We start from the raw sequence: 21,361 nt of genomic DNA, 5'->3' as shown, positions 1-21,361 counted from the left end.
CCGTCTCCTAGCCCTTGACCGCTCCGCTGGTCATGCCGGCGACGATCTGGCGGTTGAAGAAGATGTACATGATCAGCGGCGGAACCGTGATCAGCAGGATGTTCATGAACAGCAGGTTCCACTGGCTGAGGCTCTGGCTCTGGAAGTTGTAGAGCGTCAGCTGCACGGTGGCGTTGTCATCGCCGGGCAGGAAGTACAGCGGGCCGGTGAAGTCGTTGAACACCGCGACGGACTGCACGACGATCACCGTGACGGCGACCGGCTTGAGCAGCGGCATCACGACCTGGAAGAACAGCCGGAGCGGTCCCGCACCGTCGATCACGGCCGCCTCGTCCAGCTCGCGCGGGATCGTGGCGACGAATGCGCGGAAGAGCAGGATGCAGAAGCTCAGGCCGAAGGTCGCCTCGATCAGGATCATGCCGGGCATGGTCTTGAACAGCCCGATGCCCTGCAGCACCCAGATCGTCGGGACCACGGCGGGTGGGACGATGAGCCCCGCCAGCACGAAGATGTTGATGACGTGGTTCCACTTCGACTTGCGCCGCTGCAGGATGTAGCCGACCATCGCTGCGAACACCACCATGATCGCGACGCTCGCGACGGTGAGGATCGTCGAGTTGATGAACGCGCGCACCAGCATCCAGTCGCGCGTCTCGAGGACCGTCACGATGTTCTCCCACAGGTACCAGCCCTGCGCCGGCAGCGAGAACTCGAACAGGGAGGCCTCCTGCGGGTTCTTCACGGCCGTGAGGAAGATGAACGCGAACGGGACGATGAACACGACGATCGAGGCGAGGATCGCGATGATCCCGACGATGTACCGGGTGAAGAACAGGCGCGGCGTCATGCGACGGCGGTCCTCCCTGGCGATCCGCGCCTTCGAGGAGCCGGAGGTCGTGATCGTGCGGGTGAGGGTCATGACTCCACCTGCCTCTTGTTCAGGATGTACTGGATCGGGACGATGATCGCCGTCACGACGAGGAAGAGGACGACGTTGCCTGCCGTCGACAGGCCGTAGAACCCGGCCTGGTACTGCTTGTAGATGACCGATGCGATCACGTCGCTGGTGAAGCCGGGGCCGCCCTTGGTCATCGCCCAGATGAGCTCGAACGACCGCAGGCCGCCGATGAGCGACAGCAGGACCACGGTCGCGGTGGCCGGCTGCACGAGAGGCAGCGTGATGTTCTTGAACCGCTGCCACGCGCTCGCGCCGTCCACCTTGGCGGCCTCGAAGTACTCCTGCGGGATGGCGACCAGACCGGCGATGAAGATCAGCGTCGCGATGCCGACGCCCTTCCAGACATCCACGAAGGCGACGGACATCAGCGCCCATGCCGGGTCGGTGAGCCACCCCGGCCCCTGGATGCCGACGAGTGCGAGGGTCTGGTTGATGAGCCCGTCGAACGGGTCCATGAGCACCTTGAAGGTGATTCCGATGCCGACGGTGGAGACGAGCACCGGGAAGAAGATCGTCGACCGCAGGTAGCCGCGGCCGAGGATGGATCCGGTCAGCAGGAGCGCGAGCGCGAGGCCGAAGACGACCTTCAGGGCGCTCGTCACGAAGCCGTAGATGAACGTGTTGACGAAGCCCTGCACGAGCATGGGCTCCGTGAAGAACTGGACGTAGTTCTCGAAGCCGATGAACTCGATGTCGAACAGCGACCACCGGGTGAGGCTGAAGTAGAACGAGGCGAACGTGGGCACGGCGAACAGGACGATGTAGAGCACCGCCGACGGGATGTAGAACCACGTCGGGTAGGAGCTCTTGATGCCCTTGCGCTTGCCGGGGGGCGCCGAGACGGCAGCGGTTGCCGTGGCTGCGGGTGCGGTCATTTTCTCTCCGTCGAGTCGATGGGGATGCGGGCCCGCCGGCGGCGGGCCCGCATCGTGTCAGGCGCGGATCACCAGCCGTCCAGGCCGAGCTGCTGGGCCTGCTTCTTCACGTCCTCGTCGTAGAGGGCCGCGCCGTCCTCGGCGGAGCGGATGCCGCTGCCGACCTCGACCGTGATGTTCTCGAGGTTCGGGCCCTTGATGGGGGAGAGGAACTCGAGCGCCGGGTTGGTGTTGCCCTCGTCGAAGTACGGCTGCATGTCCGTCAGGAGACCGGGCACGTCGTCGGGGAGCTCGCACGCGCTGGTCGCGAACGGGCCGCTCGGCACCATCACCGTGGTCTGGATCTCACAACCGCCCGGGGAGTTGATGAACGCGACGAGCTTCTTCGCCGCCTCCAGTTCCGCGCCCTCGGTGGTCTTCGGGATGTAGACCGCGTTCGGCAGCCAGACGGTCAGCTTGGTGTCCTCCGCGTTCTGCGCCGGCAGCGGGAAGACCCCGATGTTGTCGAGCTCCTCAGGGAAGTTCTGCTGGAACGTCGAGACGATGCCGGTGAGGATCGGGTAATGCGCCCCCTCGCCGGTGGCGACCATGCGGGCGCCGTCGTCGTAGAGCGCCGAGGCGTAGTCGTCGTTCCACCAGCCGGCCTCGAAGCCCTCCTGCTGGTTCGCGAAGCCCTGCAGCGCGGGCTCCTCGGCGTACTTCCGGCTGCCGGCCGTGTACTCCTCGGCCCAGTCGGGATCCTGGGCGAGGACGTTGCCGAAGTCGCCGAGGATGAAGAGCTGACTGGTCCAGGTGTCGCCGTAGGTCTGGATGACCGGCGTGATGCCGGCGGCCTTGATCGCCTCGTTGTTCGCGGCGAACTCGTCCCAGCTCGTCGGGACCTCCAGACCGAGATCCGCATAGACCTTCTTGTTGTAGACGACCGCGCCGGCCTGGGTGGCGCCGAACGGCGCGCCATAGATGCCGTTCTCGGTGGACACGACGTCCTTCATCGTGTCGATCAGTCCGTCGACCCAGGGCTGGTCGTCCAGAGCCACGAGGTTCTGGTCCGGGTTGAGCGCCTGGAACAGAGAGCCCGAGTTGTAGTAGAAGACGTCCGACATCTCACCGGTCGCCAGTTTGGTCTTCATCAGGTTGTCGCCCTCGGTGCCGGCCGGCTGGGACTCGAGCTTGACGGTGATGTCCGGGTTCTCATCCTCGAACGCATCGATGAGCGCTTCGGCGACCTCGACGTTCGTGCCGGTGTTCCCGGTGAGGAACGAGATCTCGACCTTGCCGTCGCCGCTTCCGCCGCCGTCGCCGGTGCTGCAGGCGGCGAGCGGGAGCGCGAGGGCGGCGACACCGGCTGCGGCGAGGAGAACCCTTCGGGTACGGGTGCTGTCCATCCTTTACCTCCATGTAAAAGCTGACTCTCGGTTGCGGTCTCGACGTCGGGACCGTCATGATGGTCGAATGGAGTTGAAACCATTCAACTCTCCGTAAGGTACGACGATCCGAGGCGAGAGTCAACGGTCGATTCTGAAATGAGACGTGCGCGAGGACGCGCATCGGAAGGAACAAGCGTCATGGCGGTCATCCCCTCTCTCACCCGGTCGGATGCCACGACCCGCGTCGTGTCGGTGCGCTCGCAGCACGGGTCGGGGCTCCTCGGCGTCCCGGGCCGAGGACTGCGTCTGAGTTGGCGATCGGAGAGCACGACGGCGGGGGCACGCCAGATCGCCTACCAGCTCGCGACCGGACCGGCGGACGCGGAGCCGGTCCCCGGCGACGTGGTCGAATCCGGGGATTCGGTGGCGGTCGCCGTCGGCGATCTGCAGGCAGGTGAGCGGCGCGGCTTCGCCGTGCGCGTCGCGACGGAGGCGGGATGGACACCGTGGAGCGAGCAACTCGTCGTCGAGGCGGGGCTGGACGGCGCCGATCTCGACGCGGCGGTCATCGGCATTCCGAGCGAGATCGAGGGTCCGGTCGCGCTGCTGCGGCGCACCTTCACGGTCACGGCGGTCCCCGAACGCGCTCGACTGCGTCTGAGCGCCCTCGGCCTCGTCGACGCCTGGATCAACGGTGAGCGCGCCACCGACGCGCTGCTGACGCCGGGCTGGACGTCCTACGGCACCCGGGTGCTCGTGGACACGCTCGACGTGACCGGCCTGCTGCGCGCCGGCGAGAACGTGATCGTGCTCGCGGTCGGCGACGGCTGGTACCGGGGACGGATGGGCTTCGCCGAACGCACTGCCATCTACGGCGAGCGATCCGGAGCCCTCGCCCAGATCGACGCCGAGGACGGCGTGCTGGTCGCGACCGACGAGACCTGGCGCGGAGGATTCGGCGCCGTGCGCTCGGCGAGCATCTACGACGGCACGGTCACCGACCTGCGCCTCGCGGTCCCCGGCATCCACGACGCATCCTTCGACGACTCCGCATGGACTCCGGCATCCGTCATCGAGCAGGCTGCAGCGCGGTTCGAGCCGCGCTCGGCACCTCCCGTCCGGGTCGTCGCCGAGCGCGAGATGACCCGGACGGATCGGGACGGGGCCGTGCAGTTCGACGGCGGGCAGAACGTCTCCGGCTGGGTGCGCCTGGTCGTGCGCGGGCGCGCCGGAGATGTCGTGACCGTCCGGCACGCCGAGATCCTCGAGCCGTCCGGTGACCTGCACACCGCGGCGCTGCGCAGCGCCAAGGCGACCGACGTGTACACGCTGGACCGTGACGGGGAGCACGTGCTGGAGCCGCAGTTCACGTTCCACGGGTTCCAGCACGCCGAGGTCACCGGCCCGGTCGAGGTCGTCTCGGCCACGGCGATCGCGATCTCGAGCGACCTCGAGGCGCGCTCGAGCTTCCACTCGGCCTCCCCGGCGCTGGACCAGTTCCACTCCAACGTGTTCTGGTCGCAGCGCGACAACTTCGTCTCGGTTCCGACCGACTGCCCGCAGCGCGACGAGCGGCTGGGGTGGACCGGCGATGCCCAGGCGTTCGCCGCGACGGCCTCGACGCTCATGGACGCCGAGGCCTTCTGGCGCAACTGGCTGCGCGACCTCGAGGCCGACCAGACCGATGAGGGCGGCGTCGCCTCCGTGGTGCCGGACATCATCCGCTTCGAGGACATGCGCATGGGCGAAGGCCCCGTGGACAACATGGGTCGCGCCGGCTGGGCGGACGCCGCCACGATCGTCCCCTGGGCGGTGTACGAGGCATCCGGCAGCGACGAGGTGCTGCGCGTGCAGCTGAGAAGCATGCGGCGATGGGTCGAGCACCTGCGCCGGCGTGCCGGCGACGACGTCGTGCTGCCGACGGAGCCGTTCCAGTACGGCGACTGGCTCGACCCCGATGCGCCCGGTGATCGGCCGTGGGAGGCGAAGGTCTCGAGCGACTATGTCGCGAACGCTTTCTACGTGCACTCGGCCCGCCTGCTGGCCCGCGCGGAGCGGCTCGTCGGAGACGCGGCCCGCGCCGATGAATACGCGGAGCTCGCCGACCGCGTCGCCGAGCTCACCTGGCAGCGCTGGGGTGCCGACGCCGTGACGACGCAGACCGGCGCGGCTTTGGCTCTGGAGTTCGCGATCGCCCCCGAGACGGAGCGCTCCGCGATCGCGGACGGCCTCGCCGCGAACGTCCGCGCCGAGAACGGACGCATCTCGACCGGGTTCCTCGGCACGCCGCTCGTCCTGTTCGCGCTGTCGAACAGCGGGCATCTCGATGAGGCCTACCTCATGCTGCTGCGGCGCGAAGCGCCGAGCTGGCTCTACCAGGTCGACCGCGGGGCGACCACGGTGTGGGAGCGGTGGGATGCGATCCTGCCGGACGGGCGGATCCACTCGGGGGACATGGATGCCGGATCCGGTGATTCCGGAGGGAGCATGCTCTCCTTCAATCACTACGCGTACGGCGCGATGATCGACTGGGTCTATCGGACGGTGGCGGGGATCGCCCCCATCGAACCCGGCTACCGTCGCTCACGCATCGCGCCGCGTCCCGCGGCCGAGCTCGATCACGCCGCGGCATCCGTCGACACCCCGTACGGGCGACTGGCCATCGACTGGCGACTCGACGGCGAGGAGCTGCGGGCCACGGTCGAGATCCCCTTCGGCGTCACGGCCGAGCTCGACCTGCCGGTCGCGTCCGAGTCCGTCGTCACGGTCGACGGCGCTCCGGCATCCGGAACCCTGACCAGCGGAACACACGAGATCACGGTGACGGCACCGGCCGTCGCCCGTCGATGACGAGGAGAGAGCGAAGAGCATGAGCACAACGGTCGTGCGCGTCACCGTCGACGCGCCGCACGGCAGCGATGTCGTCCCCGACGCGAGCCCCCGGATCGGGTGGGTCACCGAATCGCAGACACCGGACTGGACCCAGGCTGCGGCCGAGGTCGAGCTGGTCCGCGAGGGCGGCACCGAGAGCCGCAGGATCGACGGGCGCGGATCCGTCCGCGTCCCCTGGCCGTTCGGTCCACTCGCGCCGCGGGAGGAGGTCTCGCTGCGGGTGCGCGTGACGGGCGCCGACGGCGAGGCCTCCGAGTGGAGCGCCCCGCGTCGGATCGTGGCCGGATTCCTCGCGGACGGGGAGTGGAGCGCGCGCACCATCGCGGTCGCCGCCCCCGAAGGACCGGCCGAGCCCGCCGTGCTGCGCCGCGGCTTCACGATCGACGGCGAACTGCGCAGGGCGACGCTCTACGCGACGGCGGTCGGGGTCTACCAGGTCGCGGTGAACGGTTCGGATGTCGACGACCAGGTGCTCAAGCCCGGGTGGACCCCGTATCAGGAGCGCACCGTTCACGAGACGACCGATGTGACCGCTCTGGTCCGCTCGGGAGCCAACGAGCTCCGTGTGCGGATCGCCGGCGCCTGGGCGACCGAGCGCTACGGGTTCCGCGACAACGCGCAGGCGGTGTACGCCGAGCAGCCGCGTTTCGCCGCGCAGCTGCGGATCGAGTACGCCGACGGGCGCTCGGAGACCGTCGTCACCGACGGAGAGTGGGAGAGCGCTCCGGGCCCGATCACCGCGAGCGGGCTGTACGCCGGTGAGGAGCACGACGCCCGCCGGGATGCGGTGGCATGGGCGCCGGTCGCCGTCGTGGAGGATCTCCCCGTCCCCGGCGCACGAGTGTCGCCGTTCGTGCGGCGCATCGAGGAGCGGGCGGTGAGCGAGGTCGTCACCACGCCGAGCGGGAAGACGGTGCTCGATTTCGGGCAGAACCTCGTGGGACGGCTGCGCATCCGGGTCTCCGGTCCCGCGGGCGCCGTCGTGACGCTCCGTCACGCCGAGGTCCTCGAGCACGGCGAACTCGGGACGAGACCGCTGCGCGCGGCCGCGGCGACCGACCGCTACACGCTGTCCGGCGACGGGGTGGAGGTCTGGGAGCCCGAGTTCACGTTCCACGGCTTCCGCTACGCCGAGATCGAGGGCTGGCCGGGGACGTTCGATCCGGCGGACGTCACGGCCGTCGTGATCCACAGCGACATGGAGCGCACGGGATGGTTCGACACGTCCCACCCACTGGTGCGCCGGCTTCACGAGAACGTCGTGTGGGGACTGCGCGGCAACTTCCTCTCCGTGCCCACCGACTGCCCGCAGCGCGACGAGCGCCTCGGCTGGACCGGCGACATCCAGGTGTTCGCGCCGACCGCCGGCTTCCTGTACGACGTCCGCGGCTTCCTGGACTCCTGGCTGCGCGACCTCGCGATCGACCAGGTGGACGGGATCGTGCCGTTCGTCGTCCCGAACGTCCTCGGCCCGGCGCGGCCGGCCGCCGCCTGGGGCGACGCAGCCACCGTCGTCCCCTGGGTGCTGCACGAACGGTTCGCGGATCTCGACACGCTCGAGCGCCAGTACGAGAGCATGACGGCCTGGACCGACGCCGTCGTCGCGCTCGCCGGCGAGCGGCGACTGTGGGAGGGCATGTTCCAGTTCGGCGACTGGCTCGACCCGGATGCTCCCCCGGAGCGTCCGGCCGAGGCGAAGACGTCGGCCGACATCGTGGCGACGGCCTACGTCTTCCGTTCGGCGGATCTGACGGCGCGCGCCGCCGGACTGCTCGGACGCGAGGAGGATGCCGCGGCGTACGCGTGCATCGCCGAGGAGGTGCGGCAGGCGTTCCTCGCCGAGTACGTCACTCCGGCCGGCCGCCTGATGTCCGACGCGCAGACGGCGTACGCGCTCGCGATCGTCTTCGACATCGTGGAGCCGGAACGACGCCAGGCGCTCGGCGACCGCCTGGCCGAGCTCACCCGCCTGGGCGGATACCGCATCGGCACCGGCTTCGTCGGGACGCCGATCATCCAGGACGCGCTGACGCGCACCGGGCACCTCGACGTCGCGACGCGGCTGCTCACGGCCACCGAGAACCCGTCGTGGCTGTATCCGGTCACGATGGGTGCGACGACGATCTGGGAGCGCTGGGACTCCATGCTCCCGGACGGCACGATCAACCCGGGAGAGATGACGTCCTTCAACCACTACGCGCTCGGAGCGATCGCCGACTGGCTGCATCGATCGCTCGCGGGCCTGGCACCCGCGGAGCCGGGGTACGCCCGGCTGCGGATCGAACCGCATCCGCTCGACGGGTTCGATTTCGCCGAGGCCGCGCACCTCACCCCGTACGGCCGCGCCCGTGTGCGGTGGGACCGCGCGGGCGACGAGGTCGTCATCCAGGCGACCGTTCCGGCGAACACCGACGCCGAGGTGATCCTGCCGGACGGGCGGCGCCTCACCGTCGGGTCCGGGACGCATCGGTGGTCCTGTGCGGCGCCCGCGTCGCCGAGCACGCCGGCCCGGGTGGACTTCGGCTCGAGCCTGGCGGCGATCATCGACGACCGCGAGGCCTACGACGCGATCGTCGAGGTCCTGCACGCGTGGCGGCCGTCCGCGGCCGACGATTTCCGCGACGCCACGCAGTGGGGTGATCGGCTGCTGCTGGGTGAGCGTCTGGTGCACCTCGCGGGGCCCGACGTGCGCGACCGGATCGAGGAGCGGCTGGCGGCGCTCAGCGCACGTCGATCGGGTGCCGCCTAGCCGGACGGCGCCATGCCGTACACTCGCGGACAGCGCGGGACAGGAAGAGGCGAACAGTGGCAGTGAGCGTACGCGACGTGGCGGCGACGGCGGGGGTGTCGGTCGGCACGGTGTCGAACGTGCTGAACCGGCCAGACAAGGTCGCCGCGGCGACGGTCGAGCGGGTGCAGGCCGCGATCGAGGAGCTGGGCTTCGTCCGCAACGACGCGGCCCGGCAGCTGCGCGCCGGCCGCAGCCGCAGCATCGGGCTGATCGTTCTCGACGCCGGCAACCCGTTCTTCGCGGACGTGGCGCGCGGCGCCGAGGCTCGTGCCGAGGAGGACCGGCTGTCGGTCCTCCTCGGCAACAGTGACGAGGACGCGTCGCGCGAGGACGGCTACCTCGACCTGTTCCGGGAACAGCGCGTCAACGGGGTGCTGATCACTCCGGCATCCGATGACGCCGCCAAGCTGCGTCGCCTGCAGGATGCCGGGACACCGGTCGTTCTCGTCGATCATGAGATCCCGGGGAGCGGGTTCAGCTCCGTGTCCGTCGACGACGTCGAGGGAGGCTATCTGGCGGCCAGGCACCTGCTGGAGGTGGGACGCCGACGGCTGGTCTTCGTTGGTGGGCCCACGGCGATCGCCCAGGTGGCGCATCGCCTCTCCGGGGCCCGCCGCGCGGTCGCGGAGGTCCCGGATGCCGCGCTCGAGGTGATCGAGATGCCGGCGCTGACGGTGCTGCACGGGCGGGACGCGGGGGAGGACCTCGTCCGTCGCAGCGCCGCCGATCGTCCAGACGCGATCTTCGCGGCGAACGATCTGCTGGCCGTCGGCATCCTGCAGGCCCTCACGATGTTCAGCGACATGCGCGTGCCGGAGGACATCGCGCTGATCGGCTACGACGACATCGACTTCGCGGCGGCGACGGTCGTTCCGCTCACCTCGATCCGCCAGCCCGCCCAGTTGATCGGGCACACCGCAGTGGACCTGCTGCTGCGCTCGATCGACGACCCGGACGGCGACTACGACCGCAACGTCCGCTTCCGCCCCGAGCTCGTCGTCCGCGCCTCCACCTCCCCCTGACTCTTTCCGTTCGTTGAGCGGAGGCGGCGCAGCCGCATTTTCGACTCGCTTCGCTCGCTCAACGAGCGGGGGAACGGGACCATCCCCATTCGTTCGTTGAGCGGAGGCGGCGCAGCCGCCGGAGTCGAAACGGGGTTTCCGTCGGGGTGCGTTTCGACTCGCTTCGCTCGCTCAACGAGCGGGGGAGCGGGACCATCCCCATTCGTTCGTTGAGCGGAGGCGGCGCAGCCGCCGGTGTCGAAACGGGGTTTCCGTCGGGGTGCGTTTCGACTCGCTTCGCTCGCTCAACGAGCGGGGGAGGGGCCCGCTCGCTCAGGTCGCGGGGACGGATCGTCCCTCTCGGCGCTTTCGTGAACTCCAGCCGGCGATCGCGTCGAACCCGCCTTCGATGAAGGCGAGGCGCTTGGCGTGGCTCCATCCCTGGATCCGCTTCTCCAGATCGTAGGCATCGGCGATCCGCTCGTAGTCGGCGCTCCAGATCAGCGTCACCGGAAGACGACGACGCGTGTACGAGCTGCCTCGGCCGGTCTCGTGCTCCCACAGTCGCTGGTCGAGATTCCAGGTGCTGCCGACGTACAGTGTGTCGTCGGCGCATCGAAGGATGTACGTGTGCGGCATGTCGGGAGGCTAGATCCAACCGCCGACACCACCCACCCGTTCGTTGAGCAGAGGCGGCGCAGCCGCCGGAGTCGAAACGGGGTTTCCGTCCGGGTGCGTTTCGACTCGCTTCGCTCGCTCAACGAACGAAAAGGGCAGGGTCGCTCAACGAGCGGGGGCGGGACCATCCTCATTCGTTCGTTGAGCGGAGGCGGCGCAGCCGCCGGAGTCGAAACGGGGTTTCCGGCGGGGGGCGTTTCGACTCGCCTTCGGCTCGCTCAACGAGCGACGAGCGGGAGGGGTCAGCGCGCTCGGCGGCGGGTCGCGGCGAGCACGATGCCGGCCGTGACGAGCACGAGCGCGGCCAGGATGACCACCGGCGGCACGCCTTCCCCACCGGTCGTCGGGAGCGCCCCGGCATCCGCTTCGTTGACGAGCCCGAACGCGACGGCGTCGCCCTCCGACAGCGCGACGCTCACCCAGCCCTCGGCATCGGTCTCGAGCGTCTCGCCGTCGACGGTCCAGGTCGCGTCCTCCCAGGTCACACCGTCCACGGACGGCGGTGCGACCTCGCGGATCCGCAGCGTCGTACCGGCCGGCAGATCCGTGACCGAAATGCTCTCCCCGGCGCGCAGCGAGATCGTCTGCACCTCCCCGGCATCCACCGAGTACTCCAGCGTGTACACGGTGCCGTCCGGCACATCCCCCGAACCGTCACCGGTGACCGACTTCGCGACCGTGAACGCCGCCGTCGGCGAGGCGTTCGCGATGTTGGTCAGGACGAGCGCGATCGGGTCCGGGACGTCCCCGCCGTCGAGCTGCAGGGCGATCACGCCGCCCGGTCCCGTCGCGAGCTGCTCACCGCCGGCGCTCCAGGTCGCCGGACCCCAGTTGACGCCGTCGATCGCCGGCAACGGTCCCTCCCGCAGTTCGACGATGCTGCCCACCGGAAGGTACGGCGACACAGCCGGCGCGCCGATCCCGGCGGCCAGCGGATCCTGCGGATCCAGGCCCACAGCCCACTGCACCGGGAACACGATATCGGCGGGGACGAGGCCCGCGGCATCCCCGTCGACCTGCTTCTCGACCGAGAAGCGGGTCATCTCGACGGCGGTGTTCGTCACCTCCAGCTCGGCCGTGCCCGATTGCACGACGAACGAGTCCGATGGGCTCCAGGTCGTCTCCCCCCAGACGTAGTCGGCGGGCAGAGCCGAGGTGGCGGGCTCGGCTTCGGCCAGCCTCACGACCGTGCCGACGGGGAACAGCACGGGATCGCCTTCGGCATCCACGGGGCCCGCGGGCGTCCCGTCGGCCGGGAGCTCGAACGTCCCGGTCATGGTGTCGCCGAGCGGCAGCCGCGCCTCGTACTCGACGGTGAACGCATCGACGAGCAGCTGATCGGGATCGATCCCCACGACGTCCTTGGTCACGAGGAACGTCCCGGAACGCACGGAATGGACGTTCGTGATCGTCGCGGTCACGGTCTCCTCGTCGTCCTCGCCGATCACGAGTTCGCCGGATGCTCCGATCGGCGCCTCCCAGACGATCCATGGGACGTGCGGGGCACTGAGCTCGCCGTAGACGACGACCGTGCCATAGGGGAAGACGACCGGGTTCCCCGCGGCATCCACCGGTCCGACCGGTGTTCCGTCTCCCGGAAGCCGGATGACACCGGAGCTGACTTCGCCGCCGGGCGTGGTCGCCGTCCAGGACACGCTGAACTGGAGTCCCGACGGAAGGTGGATGCCGGAGGCGAAGGCCTTGCTCAGTTCGAACGTGCCGGCCTTGCGCTCGTTGGCGACCTCGATCACGACGTCACCGGTGTCGGGCAGCGGGATCGAGACGATCGCCGACTCCAGCGGGCCGGCGCCCTCGAAGTTCGCCGGTCGGTACTCGGTCGTCGTCCCGTCGATCGTCACGAGGAAGACCGGCAGCTCCCAGTCGGCCGCGTCGGTCGGTGCGCCGTCCAGGGTCGGCACCGCCTCGGCGAGCTCCAGCGTCTCGGCATCCGTCTCGATGTCGTCGAGCAGCTCCGGGTCCCCCAGCGGCAGCACCCGGTCGGTGCGCGCGGGGGCGGGGTCGGTGTTGTAACTGACGGTGTATTCGTAGTCGGCGTCCGCGTCGATCTCGGACTTGACGATGGAGACGGTGCGACCCGCGTCGTCCGGGGCGAGCGAGTTCGTGACGGTGACGTCGACCGACGTGTCGTCGCCGATCACGAACGTCCGGCCCGGGTCCCAGGACGCGCTCACCCAGTGATAGCCGTCGGGAGCGGGGACTGCCTGGCGGTCCTCGACGAGCACGATGCGCGTCCCGGTCGGGAAGTCCTGCCCGACGTCGACGGGTGTCCCGTCGAGGGGGACGTCGAGCGTCCCCGAACCGATCTGCTCGCCGCCGGACAATGCGGTCCAGCGCACCGGCACGGTTCCGGTCAGGGTGACGGCGCCGCCGTCCGGGTCGAGGACCTCGACCTCCTTGTGGACGCGGAAGGTGCCGGTCTGTGCGGCGGCGGTGTTCGTGACGACGACGTCCGCCGTCCCGGTGCCGACGGTGATCTCACCGGGGGAGATCACCGGGTCCGCCCACTCGTAGCCGGGCACGGACGCGGGATCGATCTCGTCGAAGGAGATCACGGTGCCTGCCGGGAACGACTCGCCGGCGTCGACCCAGGCGCCGTCGGCCGGGACCTCGAGCGACCCGGTCGTGACCGTGCCGTCTGGCTCGGTGGCGGTGAAGTTGACGGTGAAGGTCGTGTCCGCCGGCAGGCCGTCGGCGTCGATGCCCGCCAGATCCTTGCGGATGCGGAACGTGCCGTTCTCGGCGTTGCACGCGATCTGCCCGGCGAAGAGGAACGAGTGCACCTCGCCGCCGGCGAGGATGACGTTCTCGCCCAGGACCTGGCCGTCCAGCGGGGAGGCATCGACGGTGACAGTGGCGTTCGGAGCGTAGATCGATCCGTCGATCCGTCCGCCGGCCGCTTCGACGGTGACGGTGCCGGTGACCTGCGACAGATCCCACAGCGTGTACGGCGAGTACGCGCCCTGCGGGTCGATGCGCGCCCCGGCGACGTCGGTCGTCCCGGCGGGCACCTGGATGACGAGCGGGTTCTGCGCGCCCGGTGTCGGCCCCGGCGAGAACTGGATGAGACGGGCCCCGGCGATGTCGGCGTAGTCGACGACATTCACCTGGTCGGGGCTGAGTGGAGCGAGGACCACCCGGTCTCCGTCGTCCTCCGCGACCGCGACCGGGTGCGCGGAATCGGGCAGTCCTGCCAGGCACGCGGCGGCGTCGTCGTAGCCCGCCTCCGCGTTCGCCTCGACGTAGTCGGCGACCGCGGTCTCCGAGGTGTCGGCCGTGTAGATGCTCCCGTCGCCGCTGGCGGATGCCGGCGGGTCCGCGTCTTCCGGGTAGGACTGCGCGGTGGCGTCGATGATCGGGGTCTGGTCGGGGGATCCGGGATCGAGGTTGAGTCGCAGCCAGTCGCCGCGGGCCGATGCTCTCCACGGGCCGTCGCGCTCGACCATCTTCAGGTCGCCCTGCAGGGCCGCATCGGACGTCCCGGCATTGGTGATCGCGGTGATGCCGCCGCTGGCCGGGGAGAACGCGTCCACCAGGAGCCGCGTCGGGTCGCCGTCGACGGAGGGGAGGGTGTAGTCCCCGGTCCCCGCGGCCACGTGGATGATCGTGTACTGCCCGTCGCCGGGCTTGGTGGCCGTGCCGCCGGCGGCGATGCTGCCCTCGGTCTCCTGGTTGCCGAGTGTGATGTCCTCGCGGGCGTACACGGTGAACCCGCCGTTCATCGCGAGCGGATTGAACGAGTCGGGGTACGCCGCCTGCGCAGGACCCGGCGCGGTGAGCGGGGCGACGACGGCCCCGGCGATGGCGAGGGCACCGGCGGTGACGGCGGCGAGGAGCCGGCGAGGACGAACAGCGGTGTGCGGCATCGGGTGCTTTCGGGTTCGAATCCGTGACAGCGGGAGTGCGACAGTCCCGAGGCTACCCGAGCGCCGTGCCGGTCTTCCGATCGACGGCGCGTTCGCGTAGGCTGGAGATGCATTCAAATATGAATAGGTATGCATCGATGACCGAGATCGCCGTTGACCGCCCTGCTCTGATCCTCGGCGCCTCGTCGCTGGGCGCGGATCCCGATACCGCCGAGGCTGCCGCGCTCGCCATGCTCCGCAGCGGCCTGCTCGTGGACACCTCGAACGGATACGCCGGCGGGCGTTCCGAGCGGGCACTCGGAACGGCCCTCGCGACGATGGAGGCCGCTGAGAGGGATGCCGCGGCATCCCGCATCCTCACCAAAGTCGACCGCGATCCCGAGACGGGCGTGTTCGACGGCGACAGGGTGCGTCGTTCGTTCGAGGAGAGCCTCGAACGGCTCGGCGTCGACCGGCTGCCGCTGCTGCACCTGCACGACCCGTACACCATCACCGTCGAGGAAGCACTCGCTCCCGGTGGCGCGGTCGAGGCCCTCGTCGAACTGAAGCAGGACGGCCTCGTCGATGCGATCGGCATCGCCGCAGGCCCCGTGCCGCTCCTTCAGCGGTACGTGGACAGCGGCCTGTTCGACGCGGTGCTCTGCCACAACCGGTTCACGCTGGTCGACGACAGCGCGCGCTCGCTGTACGAAGCGGCGCACGATCGCGGAATGACGGTGTTCAACGCGGCCCCGTTCGGCGGCGACCTGCTCGTCAAGGGGGCGCGTGCGGACGCGCGATACGAGTACCGGCCGATCGGCGACGACCTGGCGGCGTGGACGGCCGAGCTGTTCCGCGTCTGCGCGGACCACGGTGTGCCGCCCGCGGCCGTCGCACTGCGGTTCTCGACGCGCTCGCCGCTGGTGGATCACACGGTCGTCGGCGTCTCTTCGCCCGCACGGATCGAGCAGCTGCGCGCGCTGGACGCCGCAGCCATCCCGGAGGGAGTGTGGGCGGATCTCGCGGCGCTGGGGCCGGCACCGTCCCCGGTCGACGACTCGCGATACGGCGCCAGCGCATGACCGGCCGCTACTGGGAGAGCACGCTGCCCGGCGAGGGACGACGTGCGCCGCGCGCGGATGCCGTGACGGATGCGGCTGTCCTGAGCCTGAACGGCACCTGGCGGTTCCGGCTCGCTCCGACCGCGGAAGGCACCGGGGCGGACTTCATGCGGGAGGACTTCGACGATTCGGGGTGGGATGAGCTGCGCATCCCTTCGCACTGGGTGCTCGAGGAATTCACGCCGCTCGCCGGTGGACCCGCGCGGCGGATGCTCGGGACGGAGGAGGGGCCGCTCTACACGAACACGGCGTACCCGATCCCGCTCGATCCTCCGCACGTCTCGACGGAGAACCCGACCGGCGATCACCGGCTCGTCTTCGACGTGCCCGCGGACTTCGGTCGAGCCGTCCTGCGCTTCCAGGGCGTCGACTCGTGCGCGAAGGTCTGGCTGAACGGCGAGGAGCTCGGCTGGTCCACGGGGTCCCGACTGCCGTTCGAGTTCGACGCGCCGGTCCGGCCGGGCCGCAACGTGCTCGCGGTGCGGGTGCACCGCTGGTCGGCCGGGACATATCTCGAGGATCAGGACATGTGGTGGCTGCCCGGCATCTTCCGCGATGTCGAGCTCATCGCCCGCCCGCAGAACGCCATCGACGACCATTTCGTGCACGCCGACTACGACCACGTCACGGGTCTCGGCATCCTCCGAGTGGATGCCTCGAGCGAGGCCATCGTGGAGATCCCCGAACTCGGCATCCGGATGCCGGCGGGGGACACGGCCCGCGTCGCGGTGGAGCCCTGGAGCGCCGAGAGCCCACGCCTGTACCGCGGCACCCTGCGCTCGGCGGGTGAGACCGTCGACCTGGCCGTCGGCTTCCGCCGCGTCGAGATCGTGGACGGCGTCTTCACCGTGAACGGGCGGGCCGTGACCTTCCGGGGCGTGAACCGGCACGAGCATCATCCCGAGACCGGGCGCACCTTGGATCGCGAGACGATGATCCAGGACATCGTGTTGATGAAACGGGCCAACGTCGACGCCGTCCGCACCAGCCATTACCCGCCGCATCCGGAGTTCGTCCGGCTCTGCGACGAGTACGGGCTGTGGGTCGTGGTCGAAGTGGACCTCGAGACCCATGGGTTCATCTACGAGGGCTGGGAGCACAATCCGCCCGCGCTTCCGGAATGGCGTGACGCGATCATGGATCGACTCATGCGCACGGTCGAGCGCGACAAGAACCGTCCCAGCGTGGTCGTCTGGTCCCTCGCGAACGAGAGCATGACCGGTGACGGGTTCGCCGAGATGCGCCGATGGCTGGACGGGCGCGATCCGTCACGACCCGTTCTCTACGAGCGCGACCCGCGGTATCGCGACTCCGACTTCTACTCGCTCATGTATCCGTCCCTGGAGCTGCTCGAGCAGATCGGGCGGCGAGAGGAGCCGCGCGGCGGGCGCCTCAGCATGCACGGCATGGTGTTCGACGCCGACGACGACGCCCCGGACGGCATCACGGATGCGGACGACGAGCGCCGACGCGGGCTGCCGTTCCTGCTGGTCGAGTACGCGCATGCCATGGGCAACGGCCCCGGAGGGCTGCAGGACTACTGGCGCATCATCCGCTCCTACGACCGGCTGTGCGGCGCGTTCGTCTGGGAATGGATCGACCACGGTTTCACGGCGGAGACCGAGGAGGGCGTCCCGTACGTCCTGCACGGCGATGACATCGACTACGAGCCCCGCGGCGGACGTTTCGGCCTGCACGGACTCGTGTTCAGCGACCGGACCCCCACTCCGGGGCTGATCGAACTGGCGAAGGCGCACGAGACGGTGCCGATCGGGGTCGGCGAGCAGGCCGTGACGGTCGCGAACGACCGGCACAGCACCTCGACGGCGGATCTCGCGTTCCGGTGGTCGGTCGCGGTCGACGGCGAGACGACGGCCGACGGCGTCCTCGACGTGCCCGTGCTGACTCCCGGCGAGCGGGTCCGGGTGGCGATTCCGGATGCCGCGGCCGCCGCGCTCGGCTCGACGGCGGCGGGGGATGCCGTGCTGACGGTCGAGGCCGCGCTCGCCGGCGAGACGTCCTGGGCACCGGCCGAGCACGTGGTGTCGTGGGGTCAGCGCGTGGTCCGTCGTCCGGATGCCGTCCGCCGACCGGCGGGACGTCCTGCTGCGGCGTCGCCGGGCGAGCACGCGGTCGGATCGGCCGTCTTCGACGCGACGACCGGGCGGATGCTGCGCCTCGGCGACCTCGAGGTCGACGGTCCTGTGCTCGACCTGCATCGGGCGCCCACCGAGAACGATCGCGGTCAGGGCGACACGAACAACCTCGCCGCCGTGTGGCGCAAGACGATGATCGACCGCCTGCTGCATAGTGTCGACGAGGTCTCCGCCGGCGACGGGCGGCTGCAGGTGCGCGGGCGCACGGCGCCCCGAACGCATCCGCACGGCGTGGCGTGGGAGATGACGTGGACGGCGGACGGCGACGGCGTGCGCCTGGACGTCGTGGCGGACTTCGTCGGCCCGTGGACCGACACGCCGTACATGAACCGGGACATCCCGGTGCCGCGGCTGGGACTGCTGTTCGGGCTCCCGGGGGAGGCCCGGCACGTGACGTGGTTCGGACGCGGGCCGGGGGAGACGTACGTCGACTCGTTCGAGGGTTCCCGCATCGGCCGCTTCACGGCGTCCATCGACGACCTGCAGACGCCGTACCCGGTGCCTCAGGAGAACGGCAACCACGTGCAGACGCGCTGGCTCGAGGTCGGCGTCGACGGAGCGCAGACGCTGCGCGTCGACGGCGTGCCGGAGTTCGACTTCACGGCACGGCGGTGGACCTCGCACGAGCTGGAGCGGGCGGACAAGCCGCACCAGCTCGTCGACTCGGGGCGCGTGTGGTTGAACATCGACCACGCCCAGCACGGGATCGGATCGGCCTCGGTCGGGCCCGCTCTCCCCGAGCGCTACCGGATCCCGCGCGAGCGGACCGCGTGGAGCGTGCGACTCTCCGTCCGCTGAGCGGCGCGCGGTTTCGACTCGCTTCGCTCGCTCAACGAGCGGGGAGGGGGACGATCGCCCCGTCGTTCGTTGAGCGAGGACGCCGCAGGCGACCGAGTCGAAACGCGGTGCGGTGGGAGGTGCGCGGGTGGTGGGTGCGTTTCGACTCGCTTCGCTCGCTCAACGAGCGGGGAGGGGTCGCTCAACGAACGGGGGAGGGGAAGGGGGGGCGGTCCCCCCGTCGTTCGTTGAGCGAGGACGCCGCAGGCGACCGAGTCGAAACGCGGTGCGGTGTGAGGTACGTGGGTGGTGGGTGCGTTTCGACTCGCTTCGCTCGCTCAACGAACGGAGGAGAGAACTCGCTCAGCGAGCGAATGGGGGTCAGGGTGCGAGCGCAGCGACGTCGACGAAGAGACTGTCGGCACCGACCTGGCCGCCCTTGAGGAGCAGCTCGAGGCCGTCGATCCGGGAGCCGCCGCTGTGCGCGCGCAGGATCACGACGTTGCCCCACGGGTTCGCCGCGATCGAGAGCGCGTCGACGCCGAGCAGACGCGTGACGCGGCTCGACGTGTCGCCGCCGCACACGATGACGCGCCGCGTGGCTCCGGCCGCGACGGCCTCGCGCACGAGGGATGCCGCGGCGTCCGCGATGGCCTCCAGGATCGGACGGTCGCCCGGGGCATCCGCGTCGTCCGAGGTCAGCACCACCCCACGGCCCGCGCGCAGTGCCTCGAGCACATCGGGTGAGGAGGACCCGTCGAGCGCCCAGGGGCGGACCAGCCATCCGGCGGCGGCTGCGGCGTCCGCCTGGCGACGGGTCTGGGCCGAACGGCTGCCGGACACGACGAGAACCGGACCCCTCGTGGCGGTCGCTTCCGGAATCGTCGGGGCATCGCCCGGCGCCGCCGCGGCGATGCCGTGCGACAACCCGCCGGAGCCGATCGCGAACACGGGAGAGGGCAGTTCGCCCAGCGCCCGTCCGACCGCCTCGAGATGGTCGTCGGTCAGGGCGTCGAGCACGATGCCGGTCGACGTCGCCTCGCGCAGGCGTCGCGCCAGGTCGTCGTACGCGAGCATCGAGACCGCGCCGATCGGGGCATCCGTCTGCCGTCCGATGTGCACGGCGAGCTCGGCCTCTGTCATGGGCGTCGACGGGTGCTGCGACATGGTCGGCTGCCGGTCCAGCCGGTACACGGTGCCCCGCTCCGCGGCGAAATGCTGCCCGAACAGGGTGTAGCGCCCGAAATCCGGCTGGGCGAACAGCATCGGCACGACCCGATCGCCGAAGACCTCGCGACCGATCTCGATCACGCGCCCCAGACTTCCCACCGACGGCGAGGAGTCCGCCGTCGAACAGGCCTTGTACTGCACCAGGCGCGGGTCCAGGTCGGCGAACGCCTCCAGCACCGGCCTCAGCTCGGCATCCATCGCGGCCGGATCCAGGGACCGGGAGATCCCGGCCACGCCGACCACGTCGACCTCGGAGGCCGCACGGCGAAGCGCCTCGGCATCCGGGAGGGTCGTGAACAGCCGTCCACTCCAGCCGCGCCGCGCGAACTGCAGAAGCGCGTCGACGCTCCCCGTGAAGTCGTCGCCGTAGAACGCGACGACGCCGCGCTGCTCGTCAGACACGGACGGGCCCGAAACGCTCGGCTGCGCGGCGGATCGGATCCGACGCCGCGTACGCTGCGTCGGCGCTCTCCCCCCGCGCCGCGGACGCCCAGGCCTCGCGCATGCTGGCGACGCCGGCCGCCGCGCCGTCCGGATGCCCGTGGATGCCGCCTCCCGCGAGCACCAGCAGATCGGTCGTCCCGACCGCGTCGTACGTGGCGTGGGCGAGTCCCGCCCACTGCCCGGAGGAGAGCACCGGCACCGTGGGTGTGAGCCCGAGAAGCGGCTCGCGCACGGCGGCGATGGAGTCGAGCACCTGGTCGTCCGTCTCGTAGAACTTGTTGCTGATGCCGTTCGTGTGCAGGTGGTCGGCCCCGGCGAGGCGGGCCAGCTTCTGCCACGCCCGGAATCCTATCCCCACCTGATCCGAGCGGCCGAACGAGCCGAACATCGCGCGATGCCCGTGGATGGGGACCTCGCTGTGCCGTCGCAGGAACTCGAGCCCGGGGATCCCGACGAGGTTGATGCACGCCATGACGCACGTGCCGCCGGCCGCGACGACGAGGTCGTGGTTGGCTTCCAGCCGCCCGATGTCGTCGGTGATGTTGAACGCGTACATCGGCTTGCGCCCCGTGCGGTCGGCGTGGCGCTCGAGGACGGGCATCACCGCGCGCACGCGCTCTGCGAGAGGGGCGGACGGGCCGTTGCCCTGCAGCTCGTCGTCCTTGATGAAGTCGATGCCGGCCTCGGCCAGCTGCCCGACGACCTCGGCGAGATCGTCGGGGGAGAGCCCGATGCTGGGCTTGATGATCGTCCCGATCATGGCGCCGGACGCGCGGCCCATCAACCTCCGCGTGCCCTCCACGCCGAAGCCGGGTCCGGCGTAGCGCTGCGCGAACGCCGGAGGCAGGTCCAGGTCGACGAGCCGGATCGCCGCGAGCTCCTTGATCTCGAAGAGGTTCCCGGCGACCGCCGCGAGCAGGTTCGGCAGCGACGGGCCGAAGTTGTCGAGCGGGAAGCGCAGGCGCAGGAGGGCTCGGCGGCGCAGCGCCGGATCCCCGACGGAGCCCGGCAGGGGCGATGATCCGGTGAGCGGGACCTCCTGGATCGACTCGACCTGGGCGGCGAACCGCGCGCGCAGATCGTCCGACTCGCGCTCGACCCGCACGAACGTTCCGGTGGACTGCTCGCCGGCGAGCACCTCGGAGGCGTGCTGCAGCGGCAGGGAGGTCTCGATGACGTAGGTCGCGATGACGTGCTGTGATTCCATG

Annotated in this window: 12 protein-coding genes; 5 read left to right on the top strand and 7 right to left on the bottom strand. The window is 70.2% G+C overall.

Translation table 11 applies throughout. The features are described from left to right. Window positions 1–7 precede the first annotated feature (7 nt). From KYX17_RS26850 to KYX17_RS26840, 3 genes are all read right to left on the bottom strand, one after another. Window positions 8–919 (bottom strand): carbohydrate ABC transporter permease, encoded by a 912-nt coding sequence (locus tag KYX17_RS26850; RefSeq protein ID WP_374208995.1) that lies wholly within the window; start codon window positions 917–919, stop codon window positions 8–10. Beyond that, window positions 916–1,833, bottom strand: coding sequence for a carbohydrate ABC transporter permease (locus KYX17_RS26845; RefSeq protein ID WP_243231754.1), 918 nt, complete (start codon window positions 1,831–1,833; stop codon window positions 916–918). Before KYX17_RS26845 ends, KYX17_RS26850 begins: the two co-directional genes overlap by 4 nt. 68 nt (window positions 1,834–1,901) lie before the next feature. Continuing rightward, entirely contained in the window at window positions 1,902–3,218 is a 1,317-nt protein-coding gene (locus tag KYX17_RS26840) for an ABC transporter substrate-binding protein (protein ID WP_243231752.1), read from the bottom strand. A gap of 180 nt (window positions 3,219–3,398) precedes the next feature. Here KYX17_RS26840 and KYX17_RS26835 point away from each other — a divergent pair, with 180 nt between their 5' ends. Genes KYX17_RS26835 through KYX17_RS26825 form a run of 3 tightly spaced genes read left to right on the top strand, consistent with a single transcriptional unit; the run spans window position 3,399 to window position 9,905 of the window. After that, window positions 3,399–6,050, top strand: a complete 2,652-nt coding sequence (locus KYX17_RS26835; RefSeq protein ID WP_243231743.1) for an alpha-L-rhamnosidase — start codon at window positions 3,399–3,401, stop codon at window positions 6,048–6,050. Between the two features lie 19 nt (window positions 6,051–6,069). After that, window positions 6,070–8,841, top strand: a complete 2,772-nt coding sequence (locus KYX17_RS26830) for an alpha-L-rhamnosidase (protein ID WP_243231741.1) — start codon at window positions 6,070–6,072, stop codon at window positions 8,839–8,841. A gap of 56 nt (window positions 8,842–8,897) precedes the next feature. Continuing rightward, window positions 8,898–9,905 (top strand): LacI family DNA-binding transcriptional regulator, encoded by a 1,008-nt coding sequence (locus KYX17_RS26825; protein ID WP_243231738.1) that lies wholly within the window; start codon window positions 8,898–8,900, stop codon window positions 9,903–9,905. Window positions 9,906–10,217: 312 nt separating this feature from the next. Here KYX17_RS26825 and KYX17_RS26820 read toward each other — a convergent pair whose 3' ends face one another. Continuing rightward, window positions 10,218–10,523 carry a GIY-YIG nuclease family protein gene (locus tag KYX17_RS26820; protein WP_243231736.1) on the bottom strand — a complete coding sequence of 102 codons (306 nt, stop codon included), beginning with the start codon at window positions 10,521–10,523 and terminating at the stop codon, window positions 10,218–10,220. 281 nt (window positions 10,524–10,804) lie between these two features. Then, window positions 10,805–14,446 (bottom strand): DUF5979 domain-containing protein, encoded by a 3,642-nt coding sequence (locus KYX17_RS26815; RefSeq protein ID WP_243231734.1) that lies wholly within the window; start codon window positions 14,444–14,446, stop codon window positions 10,805–10,807. 137 nt (window positions 14,447–14,583) lie between these two features. On the opposite strand from KYX17_RS26815, the gene KYX17_RS26810 reads away from it, so the two are divergent. Together KYX17_RS26810 and KYX17_RS26805 are read left to right on the top strand one after the other, a co-directional pair. After that, window positions 14,584–15,507: an aldo/keto reductase gene (locus tag KYX17_RS26810; protein ID WP_243231732.1), complete on the top strand. Its 924-nt coding sequence runs from the start codon at window positions 14,584–14,586 to the stop codon at window positions 15,505–15,507. Next, on the top strand, window positions 15,504–18,500 hold the full coding sequence (locus KYX17_RS26805) for a glycoside hydrolase family 2 TIM barrel-domain containing protein (RefSeq protein WP_243231730.1): 2,997 nt from the start codon (window positions 15,504–15,506) through the stop codon (window positions 18,498–18,500). The genes KYX17_RS26810 and KYX17_RS26805 overlap by 4 nt, the downstream gene beginning before the upstream one ends. A 360-nt stretch (window positions 18,501–18,860) precedes the next feature. On the opposite strand, the gene KYX17_RS32390 is transcribed toward KYX17_RS26805, so the two are convergent. Next, a complete protein-coding gene (locus KYX17_RS32390; RefSeq protein ID WP_243231728.1) occupies window positions 18,861–20,111 on the bottom strand; it encodes a four-carbon acid sugar kinase family protein in 1,251 nt (416 codons plus the stop codon). Beyond that, window positions 20,104–21,360 carry a RuBisCO large subunit C-terminal-like domain-containing protein gene (locus KYX17_RS26795; RefSeq protein ID WP_243231726.1) on the bottom strand — a complete coding sequence of 419 codons (1,257 nt, stop codon included), beginning with the start codon at window positions 21,358–21,360 and terminating at the stop codon, window positions 20,104–20,106. The genes KYX17_RS32390 and KYX17_RS26795 overlap by 8 nt, the downstream gene beginning before the upstream one ends. Between the last annotated feature and the right edge of the window lies 1 nt (window position 21,361).

It is taken from the genome of Microbacterium sp. CIAB417 (genome assembly GCF_022788845.1).
Note: the sequence above shows the minus strand (reverse complement) of the source record. Positions and strands in the feature narration are given on the sequence as shown.